This is a genomic window from Geobacillus sp. Y412MC52 (genome assembly GCF_000174795.2).
Lineage (GTDB): Bacteria > Bacillota > Bacilli > Bacillales > Anoxybacillaceae > Geobacillus > Geobacillus thermoleovorans.
In genome coordinates this window covers 474,623-497,357 of sequence record NC_014915.1, presented here as the reverse complement: position 1 = coordinate 497,357, position 22,735 = coordinate 474,623, and the positions used below count along the sequence as shown (strand labels likewise).

The following is a 22,735-nucleotide window of genomic DNA, read 5'->3' as shown; positions in this document are numbered from 1 at the left end:
ATCGTATCATAAGCAGGAACTTCTGACACCAAAAGCGAAGTCATAAAATAAACCAATGGAAGGGGAATCAAGATGCGCATCGCCATCAACGGCGGCACTGGGCTGATCGGCCAGGCGCTCGCCCGCCATTTTTCCAAACAAGGACATGAGATCTACATTTTCACCCGCTCTCCCAAACCTTCTGAAGGCAACATTCATTACCTTTCCTTCGACAACCACCGAAAGCCTGAAGCTGTCGATGTCGCCATTAATTTAGCCGGGGAGCCGCTCAATCGAAAACGTTGGACGGCGAAGCAAAAAGAGATCATCCTTGACAGCCGCCTTCGATCCACCGAAGCGATGGGCCGCTACATCGATTCACTGTCCCGCCCCCCGTCGTTGTTTATCAACGCCAGCGCCATCGGCATTTACGGCACTTCGGACTCCGCAACATTTACCGAGCAAACGACCGATTACGGCGGCGACTTTCTAGCCCAGACCGTCCAAGCATGGGAAGCATCGGCCCGTCCGATTGAGCAGCTTGGCATCCGCACCGTCTACGCTCGCTTTGGCGTCGTGTTTGCCCGACATGGCGGCGCCTTGCCGATGATGATCAAGCCGTACCGGCTGTTTGTCGGCGGCCCAATCGGCAGCGGACGGCAATGGCTATCGTGGATTCATCTTGAAGACGTCGTGCGCGCGGTCTCGTACATCATCGAACACGAGGAATTGTCCGGCCCCATCAATTTCACCGCGCCCCATCCAGTACAAATGGAAGAATTTGGACTGACCGTCGCCCGACTTCTTCACCGCCCGTATTGGCTTCCGATTCCCGCTTGGGCGCTTCGCCTTCTCCTTGGCGAAATGAGCATGCTTGTCACCGAAGGGCAACGCGTCATCCCAAAGAAGCTATTGCAAGCCGGCTTCCGCTTTTCGTTTCCAACGTTGGAAGGCTGTCTCACCGATTTGCTTTTGCCCCATGACCGACAAAAAATATCCAAAAAAAATTAACAAAAAAACAATTCCCTTTTTGCCTCCGATCGTGTATGATAAAGGAGACCTTAGGCTAGTTGTCGTCATAATCGCATACGGACAGGAACAAGGGGAAGGCAAATGGTGCGTCACCAGCGCTCGCGCTGGTCCTAGTGGGTTCGATTCCCACCCCGAAATTTTTTTAATGAAGTTTTAATAAAAAAATTTCGAGGGTGGGTTCCCGCTGGGAGGCTGCCCTCGGCATCCAAAGGAGGGATTGGCCATGTTGAAAAAACGCGAGCTGCAAGACTGCCATGCGCTGTACGAGCTGATGGTGCATCCGGACGTCTTCCCTTTCGTGCGCCAAAAAGCCAGCTCGTACGAAGAGTTTTTATTCATGACAAAACAGCTCATGGAGGCGGAAGAACGTGGCGAATTGATTTCGCGCACGATTTTAGACGAATGGGGAAACCCGATCGGCACAATCAGCCTCTTTGATATCCAAGATGGCGCCGGCTTTTTAGGCACGTGGCTCGGCAAGCCGTATCACGGGCTCGGTTACAATCGGCGCGCCAAAGAAGCGTTTTTCCATGAGCTGTTTTATGAGCTGTCGATCGAAACCGTGTTTTTGCGCATTCGCAAAGTCAACGTCCGCTCGATCAAAGCGGCGGAAAAACTGCCGTACGTCACGCCGGCCAATGAAACGCGGCGGGCGTTGCTCGAGCAAATCGGCGCGGATGTATACAATTTGTACGAAATTACAAAAGACAACTACACGCTCTATACAATGCGCCATCCTTCCTTTGCCCACAATGAAGAACAGCGCAAAGAGGCATAAGCCGCGGGAGAGCGCATCTGATGCAAAAAGAGGCTGTCCAAACGGACATCCTCTTTTTTACGCATAAAAACGGCTGATTTTGCGCAAAATGGAACTAAAGGAATATTGATGCAAAGCGAGGGAACAAGCGATGGCGGAAAAACGAAAACGCGAAAAAGCGAAGCATACGCTGACAAGCGCCCAAGAAGTAAGCTATGCCCGCGATTTTAAAATGGCGGACCAAGCGGGCGGCTATACGGCCAAAAAAGCGCGCCATTAGAAACGATTGCTATTTATACGCTGGCGCCGTCCATGCCATCCTAATGATTGAATCGTACGATTCACACTTTTGGATAGGGGGCATGGATGATGGGCCGTTCTCGCGGACAACGGACGCGCGACAAAAACAAGGCGACTTTGCCGCAAGTGCCGAAACAGCTGAAATCTGACGGCATCGATGTGGAATACTCGGCAGAATTTGCCGACCATGAAGACCTTGAAGCACAGGCACGCGCTGCGGCAGCCGGCATCCGCCGGCAAGAGCGCAAACAGTAACCGAACATGGCGCCCGCTTTGATGGGGCGCCTTTTTCCTGTGAACCGCTTCCACTTCGCTTTGCTTGGAGTGAGAGACTTTCTTTGTTAAACACGTCTCTCAAGCCGCGCTACACCGTCGCCTCGCCCTCGAGCTCCAACACTTGGCTGTACCGTTTGTAAAACCGCCCCAACTCCCCTTTGTAATTGTCTTTCCACGGTTTTTCCTTGCCGCAATAATGGATAAAAACGGTGTTTTCCTCAATCCAAGCTAAATCGTGTTTCGGGTTGGGCAAAAGCTGCAAAAAGTCATAATAGCGCGCGTCGTAGTTGTAGCGGTAGCAGTCGACCGGTTTAATTTTGTCCCAGTACAACCCGTTTAAGACGTCTTGGTCAGGAAGAACAAGCTTGAACCGGTTGTCGCGAATGAACTGGTAAATGTCCGCAAGCCGAACGTGTTCGCGCATCATCGCAATGTTCATCATCATCACACCCGTGTTGAAATACCCTTTCGCGTTCGGCGTTTTTAACCGCAACTTGTTGAACAAGTTTGCCACCTTCGTCGAATGGGTATGCTCAGCCGCAATGAACAAGTTCCCTTCAAAATCCATGTCATACAGCTCATCCATCGGGTTGATCGCCACAATATCCGGATCAAGGTACAAGACACGGTCGACGTCTGGCGGCAAAAACAAATGCGCCGCCAGACGGTAATACATCTCCACCGTATAGTGGCGGAAAACAGGCGCATCATGAAACAGTTGCGGATCAACGTAAATCGGCACCAGCTCATGCCCCTGCCGGCGAACAAACTCGCCAAGCGCCTGAATCTCTTCCTCGGCAATGCGCGAGTAAAGCAAGTAAAACGTAAACGGGCGCCGGTTGTTGCAAAACAGCGAATGCATCAAGACTCTCAGCGGCGGAAGATAATTGGCGTCTGTCGTGACTAACACTTGAAACATGCACCATCACTTCCTTTTTTGCATCATCGATTCCCCTTTCTCTACAATTATATAGAAATTTAGGTGAATGTTGCGCCCTTTTCATGCCAAATTGTCCGACCGGGCGACGATTTCTTGTCATTCCTTTACATTGAAAAGGGCCTATGCCAGCAACGCGGCAATGTGCCTTACTCCCCTCGCCAGCCGGCTTTCGCTGGCGAATTTCTTGTTCGACTATTTACAATTATCAAACAAATCACTATAATAAACGTATAAGCCGTCTCCTGCCAGCTTGGCCGCTTGTGCAGACCGGACGGCCCCTGCCATCTGTCCGATAGCCCCGTTGCCTGACAGGCAGCGTTGGCAGCTTTTATGCATCGACCACAAAAAGAACTGTACGGCCTGACGGCATCTCCGCGCCGGAATGCCTTCTCAGTCCGTTCAAGCCGGTTCCTATCTTGCACGCTGTATAGGAACCGGCTTTTTGCATGTAAACAGAAAGGAGGGAAATCGATGCCAGGAGCGCTCGATGGCGTGCGCGTGCTCGACTTGTCGCGCGTGTTGGCTGGTCCGTATGCGACGATGATTTTAGGCGATTTAGGCGCTGATGTCATCAAAGTCGAAGCGCCCGGGGGGTCGGATGACACCCGGTTTTGGGGGCCGCCGTTCCAAAACGGCATGAGCGCTTACTATACCGCCGTCAATCGAAACAAACGAAGCATCACCGTCAATTTAAAATCGGCAGAAGGACAAGAGACGATTCGCCGCCTCGCCGAAACAGCTGATGTCCTCATTCACAATTTTAAGACCGGAACGATGGAACAGTGGGAACTTGGCTATGAATCGTTGTCGCGCCTCAACCCACGTCTCATCTACTGCTCCATCACCGGGTTTGGCGAGACAGGACCGCTCGCTCCATTAGCCGGCTACGACTATATCATTCAGGCAATGAGCGGCTGGATGAGCATTAACGGCACTGCGGACACCGGCCCGCTCAAAGTCGGCGTCGCCGTCACGGATGTGTTCACCGGCCTGTATGCCGCCATCGCGATCGAAGCGGCGCTTTTGGCCCGCGAGAAAACGGGGCGCGGGCAAAAAATTGATCTCGCACTGTTTGACTGCGCCGTGAGTGCGCTTGTCAATGTCGCCGCCAATTATTTGTTATCCGGCGACGTCCCGAAGCCGCTCGGCAATGAACACCCGAACATCGTGCCATACTCAACGTACATGGCAAGCGACGGTCCGATCGTCATCGCCGTCGGCAATGACCGACAATTTCAAGCGCTTTGCTCGTTGTTGTCCGATCACTCGCTTGGAACCGATCCGCGCTTTCAAACCAATCCCGGCCGAGTCGCCCATCGCGAAGAGCTGAACCGGCGGCTGAACGAGGAAATCAAGCGGCGGACGCGGGCCGAGTGGCAGCGCCTTCTCGCCGAGAAAGGCATTCCATGCGGACCGGTGCAGACGCTCGATGAACTGTTCCGCCATCCGCAAACGGCGGCGCGCGAGATGACAGTCACGGTGCACCATCCAATCGTCGGTCCGTTAACGCTTGTCGCCAGCCCACTGAAACTGTCTGACACGGCGGTGTCTTATCGGCTGCCGCCCCCGCTGGCCGGCGAGCATAACGGCGAGGTCGAAGCTGGATGGCAAGGCAAACCGGCCGCTGAAAACGGTCCGCACGACAAAAACCAATGAATAAACCGTTGTTCTCCTCAACCGCTTCAGCGCCCGCTGAAACAAGGGAAACGAACGTTGACACGAAAACCATGAAAAACAAACAGTTGCATAGGGGGATGGAAACGATGATGAACTTCGACTTTACACCCGAACAAGAAATGCTGCGGCAAACGGTGCGCAAATTCGTCGATAAAGAAATTATGCCTTATATCAAAGAATGGGATGAGCGTGGCGAATTTGACCGCAACATTTTCAAGCGGCTCGCTGAGCTCAATTTAATGGGCGTCTGCATTCCCGAAACATATGGCGGCATGGGCATGGATTACAACTCGCTTGCCATCGTCTGCGAAGAGCTCGAACGCGGCGATACGGCGTTTCGCACCGCCGTATCGGTTCACACCGGGCTGAACAGTTTGACGCTCCTTCAGTGGGGAACTGAAGAACAAAAGCAAAAATATCTCGTCCCACAAGCGCGCGGGGAAAAAATCGGCGCATTCGGCCTGACCGAACCGAATGCCGGCTCAGACGTCGCTTCCATCCAGACGACAGCCGTCCGCGACGGAGATGACTACATTTTAAACGGACAAAAAACATGGATTTCCCTCGCTGACATCGCCGACCATTTTCTCGTATTCGCTTATACGGACAAATCGAAAAAGCACCGCGGCATTTCCGCCTTTATCGTCGAACGGACGATGCCCGGCTTTTCGTCGCGCCCGATTAAAGGGAAACTTGGCATCCGCTCTGGCAATACGGGCGAGCTGTTTTTTGACAACGTCCGCGTCCCGAAAGAAAACTTGCTCGGGGAAGAAGGCGAAGGATTCAAAATCGCCATGTCAGCGCTTGACAACGGCCGCTTCACCGTCGCCGCCGGCGCGGTCGGCCTCATTATGGCATGTCTTGAGGCGAGCGTTAAATACTGCCACGAACGAAAAACATTCGGCAAAGAAATCGGCCGCCATCAGCTCGTCCAGCAAATGATCGCCCGCATGGAAGCTGGTTTGCAAATCAGCCGCCTGCTCGTTTACAAAGTCGGCTTTCTCAAAAACGAAGGCCGGCGTTGCACGAGAGAAACATCGCTCGCCAAATGGATCGCCTGCGACTACGCGAACCAGGCGGCCGACGATGCCGTGCAAATCCATGGCGCCTACGGCTATTCGAACGAATACCCGGTCGAGCGCTACTTGCGCAACTCGAAAGCGCCGGTCATTTACGAAGGAACACGGGAAATTCATACGATCATGCAGGCCGAATATGTGCTCGGTTACCGCCAAGACAAACCGTTGCGCAAAACGCTGCCGGCATGGCGGCCGGCTGAAAACTGAATCACCAACGAAATCATGGGCGGCCAAACCGCTGACCCGCACCAAAACGCCGCTGCCCCCCATCAACCGATGAGGGGCAGCGGCTTATGGCTCTTTCTCCTCCATTTTGCAATATTGTTTGTACAAATCTTTTAGCGCCGCGCACAGAGCAGAATGGGCTTTCCCTAAATACCCTTCGTCAAGCTCGGCGAGCAGACCGTCGATGCCATCGCGCAGCGAATGGCCGCGAAGCAGGCGGGCCACGTAATCGCGCCCATGTTCAGTAGCCAATGTGCATGATGCCTCCACGATCACCCCGTATTTTTTATCAATTTCCGCTGTGATCGTCAGCGTATCGTAAAGGCTTTTCGCCGCCATTCCGGCCGGCAGCCGCGCATGACCGGCGATAAACTGCGTTTTCATCCGCTTTCCCTCTTTCCTCGACTTTCCTGTTGCTGTTATACCAGCTGCTATCTTATTTCGCGGCGTGCATCCATTTTCCCTGCCTCGTTTGGCAGTCAACGAAAAAAAGCCGCCGGCCAGACAAACCCGGCAAGCGGCATATCGTTGCTTTTTAGCGCTGCTGTACCGACGCAAGACGGCCTGCCTCCCAGTTCACCCACGCCCCGCTGTCTGGGTCAATCGAGGCGAGACGGAGCCAGCCGTTTTGGACTTTGCGCCGAAATTCGCTGTTTTCATCGAGCAACCGCTCGATATAGGAAAACGGCGCTTCAATGATGACGAGCAACCGAAGCGGAGAGTGGAACCACTCACGGTCAGATGCGGCGACGGACTGCCACGGCAAGCCGGCTAGCAAGTCGCTTCCGTTCCCTTGCATGACGCCGATGCCGCCGGTCACCGTCTGGGTCGTTTTGTCGCCGCTTCCGTAATGATGCGGTGCCACTGTCGAAGCATAATATTGCAAGTTGATCCACTGCCCAACCGTAGCCGGCCCAGCGATGATGCCGGCCAGCGCCTCACCGGTCGGATCTTCGCGCCAATCGTAGCTGTGCAAAAACACCCGGCCGTCTAAATGAACGCCCTTTGTCAACGCCCGCCGCCCAATCAGGAAAGCGGCGTTCCCCGCCAATCCCCACTCCGGACGAATTTCACTCCAGTCGACGGCGCGGCGTCGGGCTTCGGCAACCGGATCGCGCGGCATGGCGCCGACATGCGGCAGCTTCGCCATCCGCTCAGCATTGGCTTGGCGGCTGACGCCGGCAAGCGCTTGTTTCAGCTGTCGAAACGCCGCCTCAGCCGCTTCGGATAACGGCGGCACTTCCACCCAACGCAACTCGTCAACGGTCGTGATATGTTCAGCGGCGACGAACACGGTTTCATCCGGGATGATGATTCCCTCTTTCGCCAATCCATCCCGCACGTGCGGCAAGTTGGCCAACACGGCGAATACGCGGGCGTTGAACGCCCCAGCCGCGCCGCCGCACGCCCCGCAATCGAGCGCGGACGCATACGGGTTATTTGTCGTCTCGCTCTCATGGCCGCAGACGACGACAAGCGGGGCAAATGAGGACGTCAAGCCAATGTTGACGAGGAGTTGTTTTACGTATTGCACTTGCTCTTCTTTTGTCAACCCGATCGGCAGCCCAGTCGTTTCGTCATGCCCTTGGCAATCAAGCGACAGCGTCGTCTTCGGTTTTTGTTGCGCCGACATTTCCGCCTGATGAATGACTTGCCCAGCCCAAGCCGGCGCTGCGCTGCGGGCGATCGTATGCAAACCAAGCCACGGGCCGCTCATTTCCGGAAGCAGCAAACCAGCCAGCAGATGCTGCTTGATTTTTTTAAACGTCCGGCCGACAAAGCGGAACAGATCGCGCCGCCGGCGGTACGGCGCCGCCGTTTCGGGAGAAGCGGTTTCGTTGATTTCATGCCGCGGCGCCACAATCGCCGGGCAAGATGGATGGGCGTCATCTCCGTCAAGCACGCGCGTTTGGATCGGCAAGCCGAAAAAGCCAGCGCAGCCGTACGTTTCAAACGGGCCGACCGCCTCTACATGACGGCGGAACGGCTCGGAGCGCACATCAATGCAAAACAATAGCTGCGCTGCCGCCTGCTCTTTTGGCTCCTCAGGTTGACGGGTGAGAACCGCTTCTTTCAACTTCGCTTCATACGTATCTTCCCACGCCTCAAGCCAAAGATGGCGGCGGCCAATCCGCCAGAACCGATCGGCGAACACCAGACGAGCTTGGCGGTCTTCGAGCGACAGGCGCCGCCAGTCGTCCAGCGTCATGCCGCCCCAGTGGATCCAGGCGGCCAACAGCGGCCCAACCGCACGATCGTCTTCGTTTTCTTCCTCCTTCAGCGGCAGATGGGGCGCTGTGAACACCCACTCCAGCGACAAACGAACGGCCAAGTAGTTGATCAGCCCGCCGATTTCGTCACCTGCACGGCGCGATTGCCAGACCATCATCCCCGCCCAGCCGGGCAGAGCTAATAAATGCGCTTCTAAATAGGCCACTGCTTCCTCATCCTGCACCCCGAGCTGCTCAAGCGCCCGTTGCAGCGCCTCCTCTGGATGGTGAGGCCAATCGAAAAGCCGTTTCCGCTCCTCCTTGGACAAGGACGGATCAAGAGGCGCCAAGCGACGCCAAGACCCGTAAAAGCCGTGTTCACGGTGCGGCAGCGCCCACGCCGCCTCTCCCCGATCGTAAAACAGCTTGCACCATTTGATCATTTGTTGATTCAACCGCTTTTCCAAACCAAGGCGCACAGACCGCGTGCGGATGGAAACAGAGCGCAGCGGCATAGCGGCGGCCAACTCGATCAGTTTCGGCATCTGAAGCGCTTCTTCGGGCACCGCATCGTTCCAAAGGAGGGCGCGGCATAGCCGTTCCGCTTCATGGCGCGGCGCAGGAAGCGGCTCGTCATCCAACCATCGTTGCAGACGCCGCTCGATGAAGGAAACGTCAATCTCCCCTTTGGATAGCGCCGCATGAAAAACGGCCATTGGCGGATACAAGTCGATGCCGTAAGCTTCTTGCAGCCGGTCAGCCGCGTCGACAAACGACTTGTCTTCCATCCCCATCCACGGATGGCGGGCGATAAACGCCGAAATCGGCCAAAGCGGAGCGATTACCTTCGCCGCTTCGCTGACCATGACGGCGAGCGGGCGGGCGCCTCCTTTTTTTGTTGCCGACGACCGTTCGATTGATACAACGGTTCTACTCATGAGCCATCCCCTCCTTTAGATAGGATGCCAAATAACGCGGGTGTGCTTCGGTCGCCGCCGGACGGGGTTCACCAAGATGAACAAACCACATGTACAGGCGAATGGCAAGTATGGAGCTGCGCCGGTTCGCGATCCATACAGCAACCAGCGCCGCGGCAACAAACAGAGCGCAGACAAGCCATTCGAACGAAGCGGGCGGCAGAAACGCGGACGGCATCCCGTTATGAAGCAGCGCCATAAATTGATGGCGCACCGTTTCGGACACCAACGCCAAAGCAACGACAACCGCAAAGCCCAGCCAACGGCCTTCGCGAAAATCCGTAAGCCGTCCCCAGGCAACCGTTGCCGAGGCCGCAAGCAAAAGCGCGCTCAACAGCCGGGCCGGTTCGTGCGGAGCCGCCTGCCAAAAGGCCCACCCAAGCAGCACGCCGAGGATGATGCCGCCCGGCCACGAACTGCCTGTTTTTCGCAATCCTGCCCGACCGACTCGCGGCACGACGGACCCGGACTGCAAAAAGAGCGTCGCTTTAAACAACCCGTGCAGCACTAAATGCACTACTGCGGCCCCGTAAGCGCCCAGGGCGCATTGCACAAGCATGACGCCCATTTGCGCCATCGTCGAACCGACAAGCTGGCGCTTATAGTCGACGTGAACTAAGCTGATGCCCGTGCCAATCAAAATCGAGGCAAAAGCGATCAGAAAGAGCGCCACATGCGCCCATGTTTCGTGAAAAAGCGGAGAAAAGCGCCAAAGCAGCAATCCCCCCGCGTTCACCAGCCCTGCATGCATCACCGCTGACACCGGCGTCGGCGTCACGACTGATTCCATCAGCCAGCGATGAAACGGCCATTGCCCAGCTGGAATGACGGCAACCAACATGAGCAATCCGCTCATCACTGCCCTTTCCCATAGAGCGAGACGAGCTAAACGTTCCGCCGACAACGCCGAGACGAGCGTCCATTCACCGACTCTCACCCCAAGCCAAACAACGGTGAGGGCCACAGCGATCCAACTTGCCAAAAACAGCATGCCCATCTGCCGGGCAACGAACTGAGCCGGCTCCCATTCTTTTTTCAACGCGGTCAACGCCACAAGCCCCACGAGCGGCAGCCCCCAGCACACTGCGATCAACCGCAAGTCGCCGGCCGCCCACGTGAGCGAAGCGGCAAATGACGTCCATGTCAAGAGCGAGAAATACAGCCGATAGCGGCGGTCGCCGTGCAAATAGCGAACCGCAAACCGTTGAATCGCCCAGCTGAGAAGCGAAATATAAACGGCGGACAGCCAGCTCGTCGCATCAAACCGCCACGGGCCGATGTCGACCGCGCCGGCGCCGATCCATCCGAATAGCGCCGCCGCCCCCGGCAACAGCAACAGCCAAACGTGCACATGCACATATCGTTCCGACACGCGCGGAGACAGCCACACGATCGCGCTTAGGAAAACGACCGCAATCGCCGCCAGCCATCCCCATGCGAACCATTCGTTCCCCATTGCCATCTCCTCCCCTCATCTGCTTGCACATCGTTCGAGAGAAAAAAGAAAAAACCGGCTATGTCAATCAGGCAAAACGGCCGAAAAAGGCCGTTCCATTGCCTATCGATTGCCCATAGCCGGTTTACCTTCAACCAATCATCGCTCGATTGTTTGAAGATCTCCCGTTCGTTGTCGCGCGGCAGGCGACGGTCGGTTTCCCTTCAACGAACCTAAGCCCACGTAGGTTTTTTGAAGGGCTCCCGACAGCATCGTCCACTATTTTATTCTATACTTACTATACAAAAGTTGTTTCAATTATACAATAACTTCGTTGATTTGTCATGGAAAAATTTATTTTGTCAACTGTTTCTCCAAATCGTTGAACAGCTTAAAGACAATAATCCGCTCACCCGTTCGGGTGCTTAAATCGGTATGAAAGCTTTTTACTTTTTCACCCGTGATTTCCAAAATCATCTTCTTCAAATCATCGACGCCCGATTCCACCAAACTCGTCCGCGACCGTTTCACCGCCAGCATTCCTTCCTTCGATTCACAAAGAGCGTACTCAGCAGGTGTCAAGATGCCGTGCAGGGAAACGATAATCATATCGCGCAAAATATCGGTTTTCACTGACACCGAGCCGCGGCCGAGAAAATCTTTTTCCCATTTCGTCAACGCTTTGCTGATTTCCGATTCCATCCAACCTTTTGACTTGTTCATGCCTTGATCCCCCTAACCAACCCGCGGCTTCCCACCGCCATCCGCCACGTTGCACTGATAAACATTATTATAGCCGCAATTGATGGATAGCGCTAGAGGAAAATGGGCAAGGCGCCGATAGAAAGCGGATTCATTCGCGTTTTGCCAGAGGCATGAGGCATCGTCTATTGGAACAAGTGCAGCGGCCCCGCACCGGTCGCGCCTGGGTCGATACCGGCACACGGCCGCCCCTGTTGAAACAAGAGCGTCCGTTGTTCCCTTGGCCAGCAGGGAAAACAAACGCCCTTGCCGCACATCCTGCGACCCTATTTTTTGTTGCAACTGGGAAAAACAAAAACCAAGCCATTCCTCCTCCCCAATAACCCCGTCATCCAACCTGCACGGAAACGTCGCCAAGAACAAGCAAACCGGCTTTCTCCTTTCCAAGCTGGCTACTGCTTTATACACCGGAGCGACCGCAGCCGGTTCAGCGCCGCCGCCAGCTCGAAGCGGCGCGGGCGAGCAAGTTCACCCGGATTCCCTTTTCGGAACGAAACGGAGCCTAGCCCTTGACGGTCCCATTGTTCTTCGATCGCATCGAGTAGTTGGCGGATGGTTTTCTTCCCGTCGAGCCATCCTTTTCGTTCCATATACAGCAACGCCGCGGCAATCGCCCGAGTCTGGCTGTCATCGACCAGCTGCTCAAGCGCATAAAGCAATAGATCGGTTTGCCCGTACTGAATAACGTGCCGTCCGCGCGCGACGGCTTTTGCTTTTTTTCCTTTTTGGCTGTTCAAACTTTCGGGCAGGGGAATGCGCTCGCGAATGCGGCCGAACGACTCTCCGCCTTCCGCTTTCCGTCCCGACGGCATCTCTGCAGCGATCCGCTTCGCCTCCCCCGTCACATCAAACGGGACGTACTGCTCCATTTTGATCACGCAATCAGCGATATCCAAGTAATCCCCCAACCCGCCGACGACAAGAACCGTCGAAATGCCGTAATCGCGAAATAGTTGACGCGCCTTGTCGATATACGGCGTGATTGGTTCGGCTTCTTTCGCCACGAGCGCCTGCATGCGTCCATCGCGGATGAGCAAATTCGTCGCGCTTGTATCTTCGTCAATCAAAAACGCCGATGCCCCGGCTTCAATCATTTCGATCATGCTCGCGGCCTGTGAGGTGCTGCCGCTCGCGTTTTCCGTCGAAAACTGCGTTGTCTCTTTGCCGTACGGCAGCGTGCCAATGAGCGGCGAAATGTCAACACTGGCGACGCTCCGGCCGTCTTCGGCGCGAATTTTCACCGCCCCGCTGTCGGTGATGACAAACTCTCGCCCGTCGCCGGCGATATGGTCATACACGCCGTGCTCTAACGCCTGAAGCAGCGTCGATTTGCCGTGATACCCGCCGCCGACAATAAGCGTAATCCCTTTGCGGATGCCCATGCCTTTGATCGGTTCAGCGCGATGCGGAACGGGGATCGCAATCTCCAGCTCCGGCGGGCTTTGAAACGGCACCGCTCCATGTTGCAGCGGCTTGTCGCTCACTCCGCTCTCCCGCGGCAAAATCGCGCCGTTTTTGACAAACGCCACCAAACCATGCTCGCGCAAATAACGGCGAATGGCGTGCTGCTGATCGGCCAGCTCCACCGCCGGGCGGATGTCTTCTTCCCGAAGGCCGTACACCGCTCGCTCAATGACGGATGGAATTTGCTCGAAAAAGATGGCCTCGGCTTCTTTCGCCAAAATGCGCCGTCCATTCGCCGGCAAACCGACCGATAAACAAACCGTAATCGTCTCGTCAGCCACTTGCACCGCCGTCCGCTCAAGCACTTTTTGCCCCGGCGCATCAATCAAGACGAGTCCACTTTTTCCCGACCCGCGCGCCCGCAGCGGCCATTGCCGCAATTCGCGGTGGACGCGGCGCAAAAGCAAATCCTCACAGCGAATGCGGCGCGGTTTCGTATCGGTCCACTCCGCTGCCAGCGCCGTTTTCGCCCGCGGCACGATCACCCGCACCTTGGACGGTTCGGCAAACGGATCGCCTTGTACATGGTCAATTACGAGCGTAAAGGTTGGGAACTGATGCGTGCCTTCGATCGCTTTATACGCCTTATAGCTTTTTTGGTCTATGGATCGCAACCGTTGTCTGAGCGTTTCCATCCAGTCAACTCCTTTCCCCATCTTTCATTCGTTTTTCCGCTATACCGGTGCATGGCGAAACAACTTATATGGCTGTTTTGAACGATTCACTCAGCGCCCTGCAACAATGATTCAATCTCCGTTTCCGATATAGGCGGACTCCAAAAATACCCTTGCCCTCCTTTACATCCCATTTCTTTCAATAGTTGAATTTGCGTTTCATTCTCAATTCCTTCCGCAATGATATCAATCGCCAATTGACGAGCCATCGTGATCACAGCAGCCACAATGGCTTGGTCATCAGCCGATTGCGGTAAGTTTTTGATAAACGAACGATCGATTTTTAAACGATCCACTTTTAACTTTTTTATGTATCCTAACGAACTATACCCTACGCCAAAATCATCAATCGCCAGTTTAACGCCCGCCTCTTTTAACTGGCTTATGTTTTCGTACACGATTTCGCTTTATTTTTGATTTCTCCCCTCCATACCTTCCCTTTCCCGATGGTTTTCCACATATGTTTAAAAAATTCTTGGCTATGGTATCCTGAATTGACAATGCGATGAGTGTTTCCAATCAGCTCCTCACGGCTATATTGAGAGATGCGACAGAACGCCTCATTCACATAAGTAATTTTTCCGGTTCTGTCCGTGATTGCGACAATCGTCGATTCATCCAGCGCTCTTTGAATCAACTTCAGTTCGTTTCTTGTATATTGCAATTGATATTGTAAATCCTTCCAATTCCCCTCAGAATCAAAAGACACGACATCCACCTCGCCTTGCTGTCACTCTCTTTATGCCCCATTTTAATGATAAAGGATAGCAATTGCAATGGCATTAACACATTGTATATCAGCTTTTGATCCAGCTCCATTCTAATCGTTGGTTGCCATAAAACCGAACATACAAAAAACGCAGCCTGCCTTCAGACAAGACAGACTGCGATTCATTTAGCCTTTTTTCATCCCAGTATAAATCAAAATCGCTTCTTTGAGAAATTCCGCCGCTCCCGGTTGCACGCGATCATAGTACGCTTTGAACCGTTCGTCCTCAACATACATGCGCGCCAGCCCGGCGTGCGCCTCTTTGGAATAGTGGTCCCACCAGAAACCAAGCCACTGCCGGTGCAAATCGGCCGCGCGTTGCGCCTCCTCTCCGGCGGGGTCTCCGGACAACATCGCTTCTTTCAATGCTTCAAGCACGTCCTTGCTGAGTCGCTCTGCCTCATCAAACTGTTCCTTCGTTATGTTCCGCAGTGTTTCGTTTGAGCGATTCACTTGTTCCGCTCCATATTTTTGACGGATTTCCTCCCCATATTTTTGTTCATTTTCTTCAATCAGCCGCTCCTTAAACGCGGCGAATTTCTCCTTGTCGCTCATCATCATTCCTCCTTCTTTCGCGGCAATGGTTTTTTCGACACTCGCAATCAACGCATCAAGATGACGCCTTTTTTCCAACAGCTGTTCCCGGTGCTGTCTGAGCGCCTCGAGTTCATCAAATGACGGAGAATGAACGATCTGTTTGATCGTTTCCAAATCTACTCCAAGTTCACGGTAAAAGAGGATTTGCTGCAAACGATCGACTTCATACGGCCCGTACAGCCGATAACCGGCTTCGCTCCATCGCGCCGGCTTCAGCAAGCCAATCTCATCATAATATCGAAGCGTCCGACTCGTGATCCCCGCCAGTTTCGCCAGCTCATGCACCGTGTACTCCACTTCCCTCACCTCCCTATTCATGACGATACACCTTGACGCAACGTAAAAGTAAAGAGGAAAAAAGAAAAAAGGGCTCACGCCCAGCCCCTCATTGAACAATCGCTGTTTCATTTGTTAAAAGCGATGCCTTTCATCAATTTTTCCTCGTTTTCTCTATATGCGGCATCTTCGTTATCACAATCGAATGGTTCAAATCGACGTTAGGCAACAGCTGTGGTTCGCTAGTTGTTTCCATCGCCCCTGCTTGTTTCACATGAGGCGAAAGCGGCTGATCAACCGAATCGCGGATGATGATACGCTGGCGAAACGACGCATATGGTTCTTTTGTTTTGTCCATCTCAGCCAATTGCGAAGGAAAGACGGCATCACATACAAACAACATCCCCACCACGGCAAAGAGAAGAACACTTCGCTTCACTCACACCACCTCTATCCAAATTATATAGATGCAATTTGAAGCTTTAACATTTGTAGCTTTTACCGAGCATTTGATCGACTGTCGGGCGACCGAACAACGCCGCTTTCAGACCCATGTATGGGTCTGTGAAGCGGGTGGTTGTTCGGGTCTTCCGTCACGCCAAGGCGTGACGGAGGCAAGCCTGTGGCTTGCCTTCGACAGTCGAAAAATGGACAAGCGACTTTTCCATCAAGGATATGTTAAACTTTTTCGTTGCATCTATATAGACGATGCAAAAGGTGATTCGTTTCTCCTTTGCCGCTAAACGAAAACGCCATCATCATGTCCCGCAAAACGTCCGGTACGGGCGGGCGGACGGCGGGGGCAGTTCCGCGTATTTCTCTTGCTCCCGCGAGTAGGCGTACGGGTCGGCCAGCGCTTCCAAGAAACGCTCCATCACGCTGTAGTCGCCGCAGTTGACCGCGGCGGCCAACGCCTCTTCAACCCGGTGGTTGCGTGGAATCACAGCCGGATTATGGCGGCGCATCTGTTCATACGCTTCCTCTCTTGACACCGATTCTTGGCTGAGCCTTGTCTGCCAGCGCTCATGCCACTCTCGGAACTCAGCGGAATCAAACAGCGCCATCCCCGTATATTCGCCTAACGTCAACGCCCGGAACGTGTTCGTATAATCAGCGCGGTGCGCCTCCATCAGCCGCAATAAATCCGCAATCAGCTTCTGATCCCCTTCCTGCTCCTCGGCAAGGCCGAGCTTCGCCCGCATCCCGCTAAGCCAATGGTCGTGGTATTGCTTCGGATACTCATCAAGCGCCCCTTGGGCAAGCGCGATCGCTTTTTCTTCATTCTCATCAAGCAACGGCAACAAGCTTTCCGCAAACCTTGCCAAATTCCAGCCCCCGATGTACGGCTGGTTTCCGTACGCATACCGCCCTTCCGTATCAATCGAACTGAACACCGTCTCCAGGCTGTATGTGTCCATAAACGCGCACGGCCCATAGTCGATCGTTTCCCCGCTGATCGTCATATTGTCCGTGTTCATCACCCCGTGGACAAAGCCGACAAGCTGCCATTTCGCGATCAGTTCCGCTTGGCGTTCGATCACTTGTTCAAGCAAAAACAAATAGCGGTTCTCAGCTTCCTCAAAGCCAGGAAAATGGCGCCAGAGCGCATAATCGGCCAGATCGCGCAACTCCTCTATCGTCCCCCATTGCGCCGCGTATTGAAACGTCCCGACGCGCAGATGGCTCGAGGCGACACGGGTCAACACCGCCCCAGGCAATTCCGTTTCGCGCATAATCGTCTCTCCCGTGGTGACGACCGCAAGACTTCGCGTTGTCGGGATGCCAAGCGCGTGCATCGCCTCGCTCACAATGTACTCCCTCAGCATCGGCCCAAGCGCCGCCCGCCCATCGCCGCCGCGCGAATACGGCGTCCGGCCCGAGCCTTTCAGCTGGATGTCCACCCGCTCGCCGCTTGGGGTGACGTGCTCGCCAAGCAGCACCGCCCGTCCGTCGCCAAGCATCGTAAAATAACCGAACTGATGCCCCGCATACGCCTGCGCCAGCGGCTCAGCTCCGTCTGGAATTTTGTTCCCAGCTAACACGACCACCCCATCTTCACTTCGCAACGCTTCCTCATTCAACCCAAGCTTGACTGCCAACGAACGATTGAGCACCGCCAGCTTCGGCGCGCGCACCGGCGTGGGGAGGACTTTGCTGAAAAAGCGCTCCGGCAGCCTTGCATAACTGTTGTCGAACTTCCATCCTGCGTCCAACATCGTCATCTCCTTTGCGGCCAAAACAGCCTTTTTATATGAGTTTATTGTACGGCAAAGCGGGCGGCATGATAAACCGAAAACGCGCGATCCTAAACCAAAAACCGAACCGTCAACGTTCGACGAAAACCACCATATTTTCTCTTTCTTTCTCGCCCTGTTTCTTTGTATAATACCTGTGAGGAGGTGAGAAAAAGTGGAAGAGAAAACAATCATTCAAGCGGTGCTTCAAGCGCTCGAACAGCATTCTGACAAAATTAGCTCGAAAATGCAGGAAATGGAGCAACGACTGCATCATGAAATGCAAACGATGGAACAGCGACTTCACCATGAAATGCAAACAATGGAGCAACGACTCCGCAGTGAGATGCAGGAAATGGGACAACAGCTCCGAGCAGAAATCCGTGCTGTTGAGACTCGGCTTGAGGCCAAAATCGACTCCCTTCGTGAGGAAATGCAACAGATGAACAGACAACTGAACGAACGAATCGACCACCTTGAAGAAGAATTAACAGATACTCAAGCCTCGGTCGAAGTGTTGACAACAAAAGTGCTCCACCACGACCGAAAACTTCGCCAACTGACCAAGCAAGCGTAACCCCTCTCAGTTAGCCAGCCATTTTCCCTGTCCACCGCACGTCAAAAACCGCTTCCGTTTCATCTTCCATGTTCATCTTGATGAAACGGAGCGGTTTTGGTGTTCACAGAACACCTACTCCCTATCAAAAAATGAATCGCGTTCGACATAGCATACTCTCAATGCATAGCGCTTGTGCCACTCATACGCTCTTCATTTCACCAATCCATGCCGAAACGCATAAATAACCGCTTGCGTCCGGTCTTGGACGCCGAGTTTGGCGAGGATGTTGCTTACATGCACTTTCACCGTTTTAAGTGAAATGAACAATTCATCGGCCATTTCTTGATTCGTTTTCCCTTGCGCCATCAACAAAAGCACTTCCATCTCCCGGCTCGTGAGCTGCTCATGCGGCAGGCGCTCTTCTTGTTTCCGATAGTTTCGCATCACTTTTCCGGCCACTTCCGGTTCGAACACCGATTGCCCGTGGAACGTGGCGCGAATGGCGTCGGCAATTTCGCTCGCTTTCGATGTTTTCAATAAATAGCTCGTCGCCCCTGCTTCAAGCGCGGCAAACACGTTTTCATCATCCAAAAAACTCGTCACGACAATGATTTTCGCCTCCGGCCACGCGCCGATGATTTCGCGCGTCGCCGCAATGCCGTCCATAGGTTCCATCACGAGGTCCATTAAAATGACATCCGGACGCAACTGGAGGGCGAGCTCCACCCCTTTTTTACCATCTTCCGCCTCGCCAATCACCTCCATATCTGGTTGGGCGGATAAATACGCCGACACGCCAAGCCGCACCATTTCATGATCATCGACCAGCAGCACCTTAATCACGGTCATCCCCCCTGTGCAAAAGCGGCACTTTCACTTCCAACCTCGTTCCTTGACCTTTTAAGCTGACAATTTTCAACATCCCACCGATTTCCGCCGCCCGCTCATACATGTGCTGCAACCCGTACGAGCCGCTTTTCGAACGTTCCACATCAAAGCCAACGCCATCGTCGGTGACACGCAAAATGGCAAACCCGTCCCGTTCGATGAGCAATACTTCCAACGACTTCGCTTTCGCATGGCGCAGCGTGTTGGAAAGCGACTCTTGCAAAATGCGGAACAGATGGTCCTCGACTCCTTTATCCAGCGAAATGTCTTCGATTTTCCATTTCATCTCGAGCGGCACTTTACCCGCCAGTTCAGTAAGCAGTTCGTTCATCCCTTCTTGGAGCGATTTTCCTTTCAGATGCACCGGCCGCAAGTGCAGAAGCAGCGCCCGCATTTCCAATTGCGACTGGTGAATCATTTGTTCGACCATTTTCAGTTGCTTCCGATGGCGTTCATCATCGGGCGGCATCGTTTCCATGACGGCTGACATCATCATCGAAGCGGCGAACAATTGTTGGCTTACGGAATCATGCAGTTCCCGCGCCAGCCGCGTGCGTTCTTCGGAAAGAATGCGTTCAACGAGTCGTTCTTCCTGTTCGGCCTTTTCCGCCGCCAATTTTTGAACGCGTTTCGTTTGCTCGAGCCATTGCGTTTGCAGCTTCACGATTTGCCGCCAAAGCTCTTGCAGTTCCGGCGGCGGCTCTTCCCGATGCAACTCCCCCATCTCTCCTTGTTCAATGTGCCGAAGCGCCTGCACAACCGCTTGCCATTGCTTGCGAAAGAAGGAATCAAGCATAAGTCCAACAGCAATCCCCATACACAGGCTTACAGCGAACACAAACAACAAAAACGGCAACCCCATCACAGTTTGATCCCACAAAGACGACCACATTCCAGGCGGAAGGAAATAGAGAAAGGAAATGAGCAACGCCACAGCAAGCGCAAGCGCAAGCAAAACAGAAGCGAGCATCGGTCGGCTCATACGCGTGTCACCTCGACATTGCCAATGATCATCGAGGTGACGATTTTTAGCTTTTGCTCCGCTTGATCATACGAAGAAGTTTGATAAATGAGCGTCTCGTTGAACATTTTTTCCTGTTCCTTGCCAAACAGCGAGGCAACACCGAAAATGGCGGAATGAACGAGCCGTGTTTCAATTTCGTACGGAACGAGAATTCGAATGTTGCCGATCAACCCTCTCACGATAATGACCGCTTCCCCTTTCGGAAGCACAGTATAGCTGACATCAATGACCGTATCCCCGATCCCCGTTTGGATATTGACATCATTCCACTCATACGCCCGTTCTGGGGTCGCTTGCCGGCCAACCCATACATTTTGAAACAGCGGTTGACGGCGCACGATTTCCTCTCCCCCATACGAGTTCTCAGCCATAGTCGGGCGGATCACCGTCGGATGCCGCTTCGACTGAAACAATTGCCAAAGGACATAACCCAACAGCGCGACCATGACAAAACGAGCGGCCATCATCGTTAACACATGAATGGCCAACATGATGCAGCCAAGCCAAAACAGCCATTTTCCTTTCCGCCGATGCCATTTTTTCCTTCCAACATAAATCAAACAGACCGATATACTTAACGAAAACAGCACGCCCGGGCGAAAAAACGAAATTTCGATTGCAAAAAGGAGCAGTGTCACCAAAACAACCCAACTGACATAGTCAGTTTTCTTCCGTTGATCAAGCATGTGGGGAGCCCCCTGTTGTCCAAAATGAAAAAGGCGTAACCATGTACGCCTTTAGCATATCCGGTTATTTTCCTTCCTGCAACTGCTTTTCCAGCTGAGCGATGCGCGCATCGATCGTGCTCCGGTAATAATCGGAGCGAACTTGCTGCTCAAGGCGGTCAAGGTAGACTTCCGCATCAGCAAACGCCGCCAACGCCGGGCCGGTGTCCCCGTTGACCACCCGATGGATGCGGTAGTGCGCCCGAGCCGCATTCTCCCGCCCCATCAGCTCCATGCGCCGCATTTGCATATCTTTCAGCTTATGCTTCATTTCTTCATATTTCGCTTCTAACTCAAACAGCTCGCGGCTCGTTTGCTCGAGCAGCTGTTTTAAGCGGGCCGCGCGTTCCGCATATTGCGCTTGTTCACGCCGCGCAAATTCGGCCAGCTCCATTTCCCCGGCTTGCGCCGCCACCTCCGCCTGCTTGCTTCGTTTTTCCGCCATCTGTTCGGCTTCGCGATGTTCGCGGGCAAATTGCTCTTTCAGCACATATTGGCGCTCGAGCAGCTGCCGCACCCGCTCGACTTCCTGTTCACATTGGCGCAAATAGTGATTGAGAAGCGCGATCGGGTTTTTCTTTTCTTTTTCGTCAAGCCATTCATGGAGATCGGCTTCAATGATCGTTTTCAAGCGTGAGAACACACTCATCATCGATTCGCTCCTTTTCCATTGATTTCATGAATAATGCTTTTGCAGCTCCGCCCATTGTTTTTCAAAGTTGACAAACGGGTCGTCTGCTTCTGGAACGACGCGCTCGTCTTTCACCCCGTTCCATTTTTTATACACGACATACAGCACATACGCCGCGACAAGCGCGATGAGCGCTGGCACATTCGAAGCGCTGGCCACCAACGCCGCACAGCCAATGAGCGCCCACACCACTTTCCCGAATGTCGACGGGGCTTTCAAACATTTCTTGAACGCATAGTACAGCACCACCAGCGTGATTGCCAACCCGACAAGCGGCCCAAGATGAAACAGCAGCACAAGCAACGCCACCGCGCCGGCAACGAACAGCCCGATCTTTTTTGCCATCCTTTCGCCTCCTTTCGTTTTCCATCATACCGCGGACAATCCGTTTCTCATCATGTTCCATAGATATATTTTGTCTACGACTGGAGGCGTATTTTTTTCACCGAGAGAGCATGCATCGGCTCCTCTTGCACCACAAGGTTGTCATAGCTTCCATATCAGAAAGCCTTGCCAATTTGAATTGTTTTAGGGAATTTTTTGACCATTTTCTTAATCTATTCTAAAATGGAATTGCCCTCACAATGGAGATTCCTCCCATTGTATTCAGGGCGTCTCTTTCATTTCACATGAAGAACCGCAAACACTAGGTTCGTATTGCTTGACAAGGAGGAGCGTTGATGGAATCTCAAGTTGTCAACGAGGTTAAGGCTCTGTACCAACGACTGTTGGACGGATGGAACAACCGAAACGCTCGTGATATGGCGCAACTGTTCGCAACGGACGGAGAGATGATCGGCTTTGACGGAAGTCTAGCGTTGGGATCGGAGGACATTTTCTCTCACTTGGATTCGATTTTCAAAGACCACCCGACCGCACGGTTTATTAGCAAAGTGAAGAACGTTCACATCCTGAATCCTCAGGCAGCTATTTTACGTGCGATCGCCGGCATGGTTCCCCCTGGAAAATCCGATATCAATCCCGCGGTCAACACCCACCACACGATCGTTGCCATAAACCGGGATGGCGAATGGCGAATTCAGCTTTTCCAAAACACTCCGGCCCAGTTTCATGGGAAACCGGAACTCGTCGAGCAGATGAGCGAAGAACTGCGGCAGTTGATCTAAGTACAAGTGCCGCAGTTGATTTAAGTAAGGTGAGCATGGCTTTCCATTTGTGCTCTGT

General features: G+C 53.7%; 24 protein-coding genes. 8 read left to right on the top strand and 16 right to left on the bottom strand.

Annotated features, from left to right (window positions below):
• Positions 1-72: 72 nt before the first annotated feature.
• From GYMC52_RS02500 to GYMC52_RS02490, 4 genes are all read left to right on the top strand, one after another.
• A complete protein-coding gene (locus GYMC52_RS02500; protein WP_013522981.1) occupies positions 73-990 on the top strand; it encodes a TIGR01777 family oxidoreductase in 918 nt (305 codons plus the stop codon).
• A 244-nt stretch (positions 991-1,234) separates the two neighbouring features.
• Positions 1,235-1,789, top strand: coding sequence for a GNAT family N-acetyltransferase (locus GYMC52_RS02495; protein WP_011229954.1), 555 nt, complete (start codon positions 1,235-1,237; stop codon positions 1,787-1,789).
• A gap of 130 nt (positions 1,790-1,919) precedes the next feature.
• Entirely contained in the window at positions 1,920-2,048 is a 129-nt protein-coding gene (locus tag GYMC52_RS18350) for a YfhE family protein (RefSeq protein ID WP_013146323.1), read from the top strand.
• A gap of 89 nt (positions 2,049-2,137) precedes the next feature.
• Complete coding sequence (locus tag GYMC52_RS02490) at positions 2,138-2,323, top strand: YfhD family protein (protein ID WP_011229952.1); 186 nt, start codon at positions 2,138-2,140, stop codon at positions 2,321-2,323.
• Positions 2,324-2,432: 109 nt separating this feature from the next.
• On the opposite strand, the gene GYMC52_RS02485 is transcribed toward GYMC52_RS02490, so the two are convergent.
• The gene (locus GYMC52_RS02485; RefSeq protein WP_013522980.1) at positions 2,433-3,263 is read right to left on the bottom strand and encodes a glycosyltransferase family 8 protein; all 831 of its coding nucleotides are present in this window, start codon (positions 3,261-3,263) and stop codon (positions 2,433-2,435) included.
• 492 nt (positions 3,264-3,755) lie between these two features.
• Between GYMC52_RS02485 and GYMC52_RS02480 the strand changes: the two genes are divergently transcribed.
• Both GYMC52_RS02480 and GYMC52_RS02475 read left to right on the top strand, forming a co-directional pair.
• Positions 3,756-4,940, top strand: a complete 1,185-nt coding sequence (locus GYMC52_RS02480) for a CaiB/BaiF CoA transferase family protein (RefSeq protein WP_013146326.1) — start codon at positions 3,756-3,758, stop codon at positions 4,938-4,940.
• A gap of 107 nt (positions 4,941-5,047) precedes the next feature.
• Positions 5,048-6,247: an acyl-CoA dehydrogenase family protein gene (locus GYMC52_RS02475; protein ID WP_013146327.1), complete on the top strand. Its 1,200-nt coding sequence runs from the start codon at positions 5,048-5,050 to the stop codon at positions 6,245-6,247.
• 84 nt (positions 6,248-6,331) lie between these two features.
• On the opposite strand, the gene GYMC52_RS02470 is transcribed toward GYMC52_RS02475, so the two are convergent.
• From GYMC52_RS02470 to GYMC52_RS02420, 10 genes are all read right to left on the bottom strand, one after another.
• Positions 6,332-6,649, bottom strand: a complete 318-nt coding sequence (locus tag GYMC52_RS02470) for a DUF3870 domain-containing protein (protein ID WP_011229948.1) — start codon at positions 6,647-6,649, stop codon at positions 6,332-6,334.
• A gap of 151 nt (positions 6,650-6,800) precedes the next feature.
• The gene (locus tag GYMC52_RS02465) at positions 6,801-9,413 is read right to left on the bottom strand and encodes a DUF2309 domain-containing protein (RefSeq protein ID WP_013522979.1); all 2,613 of its coding nucleotides are present in this window, start codon (positions 9,411-9,413) and stop codon (positions 6,801-6,803) included.
• A complete protein-coding gene (locus GYMC52_RS02460) occupies positions 9,406-10,908 on the bottom strand; it encodes an NADH dehydrogenase subunit 5 (protein WP_013522978.1) in 1,503 nt (500 codons plus the stop codon). Before GYMC52_RS02460 ends, GYMC52_RS02465 begins: the two co-directional genes overlap by 8 nt.
• Before the next feature lie 333 nt (positions 10,909-11,241).
• Positions 11,242-11,610 (bottom strand): DUF2294 domain-containing protein, encoded by a 369-nt coding sequence (locus tag GYMC52_RS02455; RefSeq protein ID WP_011229945.1) that lies wholly within the window; start codon positions 11,608-11,610, stop codon positions 11,242-11,244.
• A 431-nt stretch (positions 11,611-12,041) separates the two neighbouring features.
• Positions 12,042-13,748: an ABC-ATPase domain-containing protein gene (locus tag GYMC52_RS02445; RefSeq protein WP_013522977.1), complete on the bottom strand. Its 1,707-nt coding sequence runs from the start codon at positions 13,746-13,748 to the stop codon at positions 12,042-12,044.
• A gap of 86 nt (positions 13,749-13,834) precedes the next feature.
• Complete coding sequence (locus GYMC52_RS02440; RefSeq protein ID WP_041469342.1) at positions 13,835-14,185, bottom strand: EAL domain-containing protein; 351 nt, start codon at positions 14,183-14,185, stop codon at positions 13,835-13,837.
• Positions 14,170-14,496, bottom strand: a complete 327-nt coding sequence (locus tag GYMC52_RS02435; protein WP_013522976.1) for a PAS domain-containing protein — start codon at positions 14,494-14,496, stop codon at positions 14,170-14,172. The genes GYMC52_RS02440 and GYMC52_RS02435 overlap by 16 nt, the downstream gene beginning before the upstream one ends.
• A 186-nt stretch (positions 14,497-14,682) precedes the next feature.
• Positions 14,683-15,471: a MerR family transcriptional regulator gene (locus GYMC52_RS02430; RefSeq protein ID WP_013522975.1), complete on the bottom strand. Its 789-nt coding sequence runs from the start codon at positions 15,469-15,471 to the stop codon at positions 14,683-14,685.
• A gap of 112 nt (positions 15,472-15,583) precedes the next feature.
• Positions 15,584-15,868, bottom strand: coding sequence for a hypothetical protein (locus tag GYMC52_RS02425; protein ID WP_013522974.1), 285 nt, complete (start codon positions 15,866-15,868; stop codon positions 15,584-15,586).
• Between the two features lie 319 nt (positions 15,869-16,187).
• The gene (locus tag GYMC52_RS02420) at positions 16,188-17,645 is read right to left on the bottom strand and encodes a protein adenylyltransferase SelO (protein WP_013146332.1); all 1,458 of its coding nucleotides are present in this window, start codon (positions 17,643-17,645) and stop codon (positions 16,188-16,190) included.
• 193 nt (positions 17,646-17,838) lie between these two features.
• Here GYMC52_RS02420 and GYMC52_RS02415 point away from each other — a divergent pair, with 193 nt between their 5' ends.
• Positions 17,839-18,240: a hypothetical protein gene (locus GYMC52_RS02415; RefSeq protein WP_013522973.1), complete on the top strand. Its 402-nt coding sequence runs from the start codon at positions 17,839-17,841 to the stop codon at positions 18,238-18,240.
• 192 nt (positions 18,241-18,432) lie between these two features.
• Here the strand turns inward: GYMC52_RS02415 and GYMC52_RS02410 are convergent, their stop codons facing one another.
• From GYMC52_RS02410 to GYMC52_RS02390, 5 genes are all read right to left on the bottom strand, one after another.
• Positions 18,433-19,065 (bottom strand): response regulator transcription factor, encoded by a 633-nt coding sequence (locus GYMC52_RS02410; protein ID WP_013146334.1) that lies wholly within the window; start codon positions 19,063-19,065, stop codon positions 18,433-18,435.
• Positions 19,058-20,092 carry a sensor histidine kinase gene (locus GYMC52_RS02405; protein ID WP_013146335.1) on the bottom strand — a complete coding sequence of 345 codons (1,035 nt, stop codon included), beginning with the start codon at positions 20,090-20,092 and terminating at the stop codon, positions 19,058-19,060. The genes GYMC52_RS02410 and GYMC52_RS02405 overlap by 8 nt, the downstream gene beginning before the upstream one ends.
• Entirely contained in the window at positions 20,089-20,820 is a 732-nt protein-coding gene (gene liaF / locus GYMC52_RS02400; RefSeq protein WP_013522972.1) for a cell wall-active antibiotics response protein LiaF, read from the bottom strand. The genes GYMC52_RS02405 and liaF overlap by 4 nt, the downstream gene beginning before the upstream one ends.
• Positions 20,821-20,884: 64 nt before the next feature.
• Positions 20,885-21,508 (bottom strand): PspA/IM30 family protein, encoded by a 624-nt coding sequence (locus tag GYMC52_RS02395; protein WP_013146337.1) that lies wholly within the window; start codon positions 21,506-21,508, stop codon positions 20,885-20,887.
• Between the two features lie 27 nt (positions 21,509-21,535).
• The gene (locus tag GYMC52_RS02390; protein ID WP_013522971.1) at positions 21,536-21,895 is read right to left on the bottom strand and encodes a permease; all 360 of its coding nucleotides are present in this window, start codon (positions 21,893-21,895) and stop codon (positions 21,536-21,538) included.
• A 335-nt stretch (positions 21,896-22,230) separates the two neighbouring features.
• Between GYMC52_RS02390 and GYMC52_RS02385 the strand changes: the two genes are divergently transcribed.
• Positions 22,231-22,677 (top strand): SgcJ/EcaC family oxidoreductase, encoded by a 447-nt coding sequence (locus tag GYMC52_RS02385; protein WP_013522970.1) that lies wholly within the window; start codon positions 22,231-22,233, stop codon positions 22,675-22,677.
• Positions 22,678-22,735: the final 58 nt, after the last annotated feature.

Excerpts from the sequence above, each read along its gene's own strand:
- GYMC52_RS02500 (WP_013522981.1), top strand. The coding sequence starts at position 73 with ATGCGCATCGCCATCAACGGCGGCACTGGGCTGATCGGCCAGGCGCTC.
- GYMC52_RS02495 (WP_011229954.1), top strand. The coding sequence starts at position 1,235 with ATGTTGAAAAAACGCGAGCTGCAAGACTGCCATGCGCTGTACGAGCTG.
- GYMC52_RS18350 (WP_013146323.1), top strand. The coding sequence starts at position 1,920 with ATGGCGGAAAAACGAAAACGCGAAAAAGCGAAGCATACGCTGACAAGC.
- GYMC52_RS02490 (WP_011229952.1), top strand. The coding sequence starts at position 2,138 with ATGGGCCGTTCTCGCGGACAACGGACGCGCGACAAAAACAAGGCGACT.
- GYMC52_RS02485 (WP_013522980.1), bottom strand. The coding sequence starts at position 3,263 with ATGTTTCAAGTGTTAGTCACGACAGACGCCAATTATCTTCCGCCGCTG.
- GYMC52_RS02480 (WP_013146326.1), top strand. The coding sequence starts at position 3,756 with ATGCCAGGAGCGCTCGATGGCGTGCGCGTGCTCGACTTGTCGCGCGTG.
- GYMC52_RS02475 (WP_013146327.1), top strand. The coding sequence starts at position 5,048 with ATGATGAACTTCGACTTTACACCCGAACAAGAAATGCTGCGGCAAACG.
- GYMC52_RS02470 (WP_011229948.1), bottom strand. The coding sequence starts at position 6,649 with ATGAAAACGCAGTTTATCGCCGGTCATGCGCGGCTGCCGGCCGGAATG.
- GYMC52_RS02465 (WP_013522979.1), bottom strand. The coding sequence starts at position 9,413 with ATGAGTAGAACCGTTGTATCAATCGAACGGTCGTCGGCAACAAAAAAA.
- GYMC52_RS02460 (WP_013522978.1), bottom strand. The coding sequence starts at position 10,908 with ATGGGGAACGAATGGTTCGCATGGGGATGGCTGGCGGCGATTGCGGTC.
- GYMC52_RS02455 (WP_011229945.1), bottom strand. The coding sequence starts at position 11,610 with ATGAACAAGTCAAAAGGTTGGATGGAATCGGAAATCAGCAAAGCGTTG.
- GYMC52_RS02445 (WP_013522977.1), bottom strand. The coding sequence starts at position 13,748 with ATGGAAACGCTCAGACAACGGTTGCGATCCATAGACCAAAAAAGCTAT.
- GYMC52_RS02430 (WP_013522975.1), bottom strand. The coding sequence starts at position 15,471 with ATGAATAGGGAGGTGAGGGAAGTGGAGTACACGGTGCATGAGCTGGCG.
- GYMC52_RS02420 (WP_013146332.1), bottom strand. The coding sequence starts at position 17,645 with ATGTTGGACGCAGGATGGAAGTTCGACAACAGTTATGCAAGGCTGCCG.
- GYMC52_RS02405 (WP_013146335.1), bottom strand. The coding sequence starts at position 20,092 with ATGAGCCGACCGATGCTCGCTTCTGTTTTGCTTGCGCTTGCGCTTGCT.
- liaF (WP_013522972.1), bottom strand. The coding sequence starts at position 20,820 with ATGCTTGATCAACGGAAGAAAACTGACTATGTCAGTTGGGTTGTTTTG.
- GYMC52_RS02395 (WP_013146337.1), bottom strand. The coding sequence starts at position 21,508 with ATGAGTGTGTTCTCACGCTTGAAAACGATCATTGAAGCCGATCTCCAT.
- GYMC52_RS02390 (WP_013522971.1), bottom strand. The coding sequence starts at position 21,895 with ATGGCAAAAAAGATCGGGCTGTTCGTTGCCGGCGCGGTGGCGTTGCTT.
- GYMC52_RS02385 (WP_013522970.1), top strand. The coding sequence starts at position 22,231 with ATGGAATCTCAAGTTGTCAACGAGGTTAAGGCTCTGTACCAACGACTG.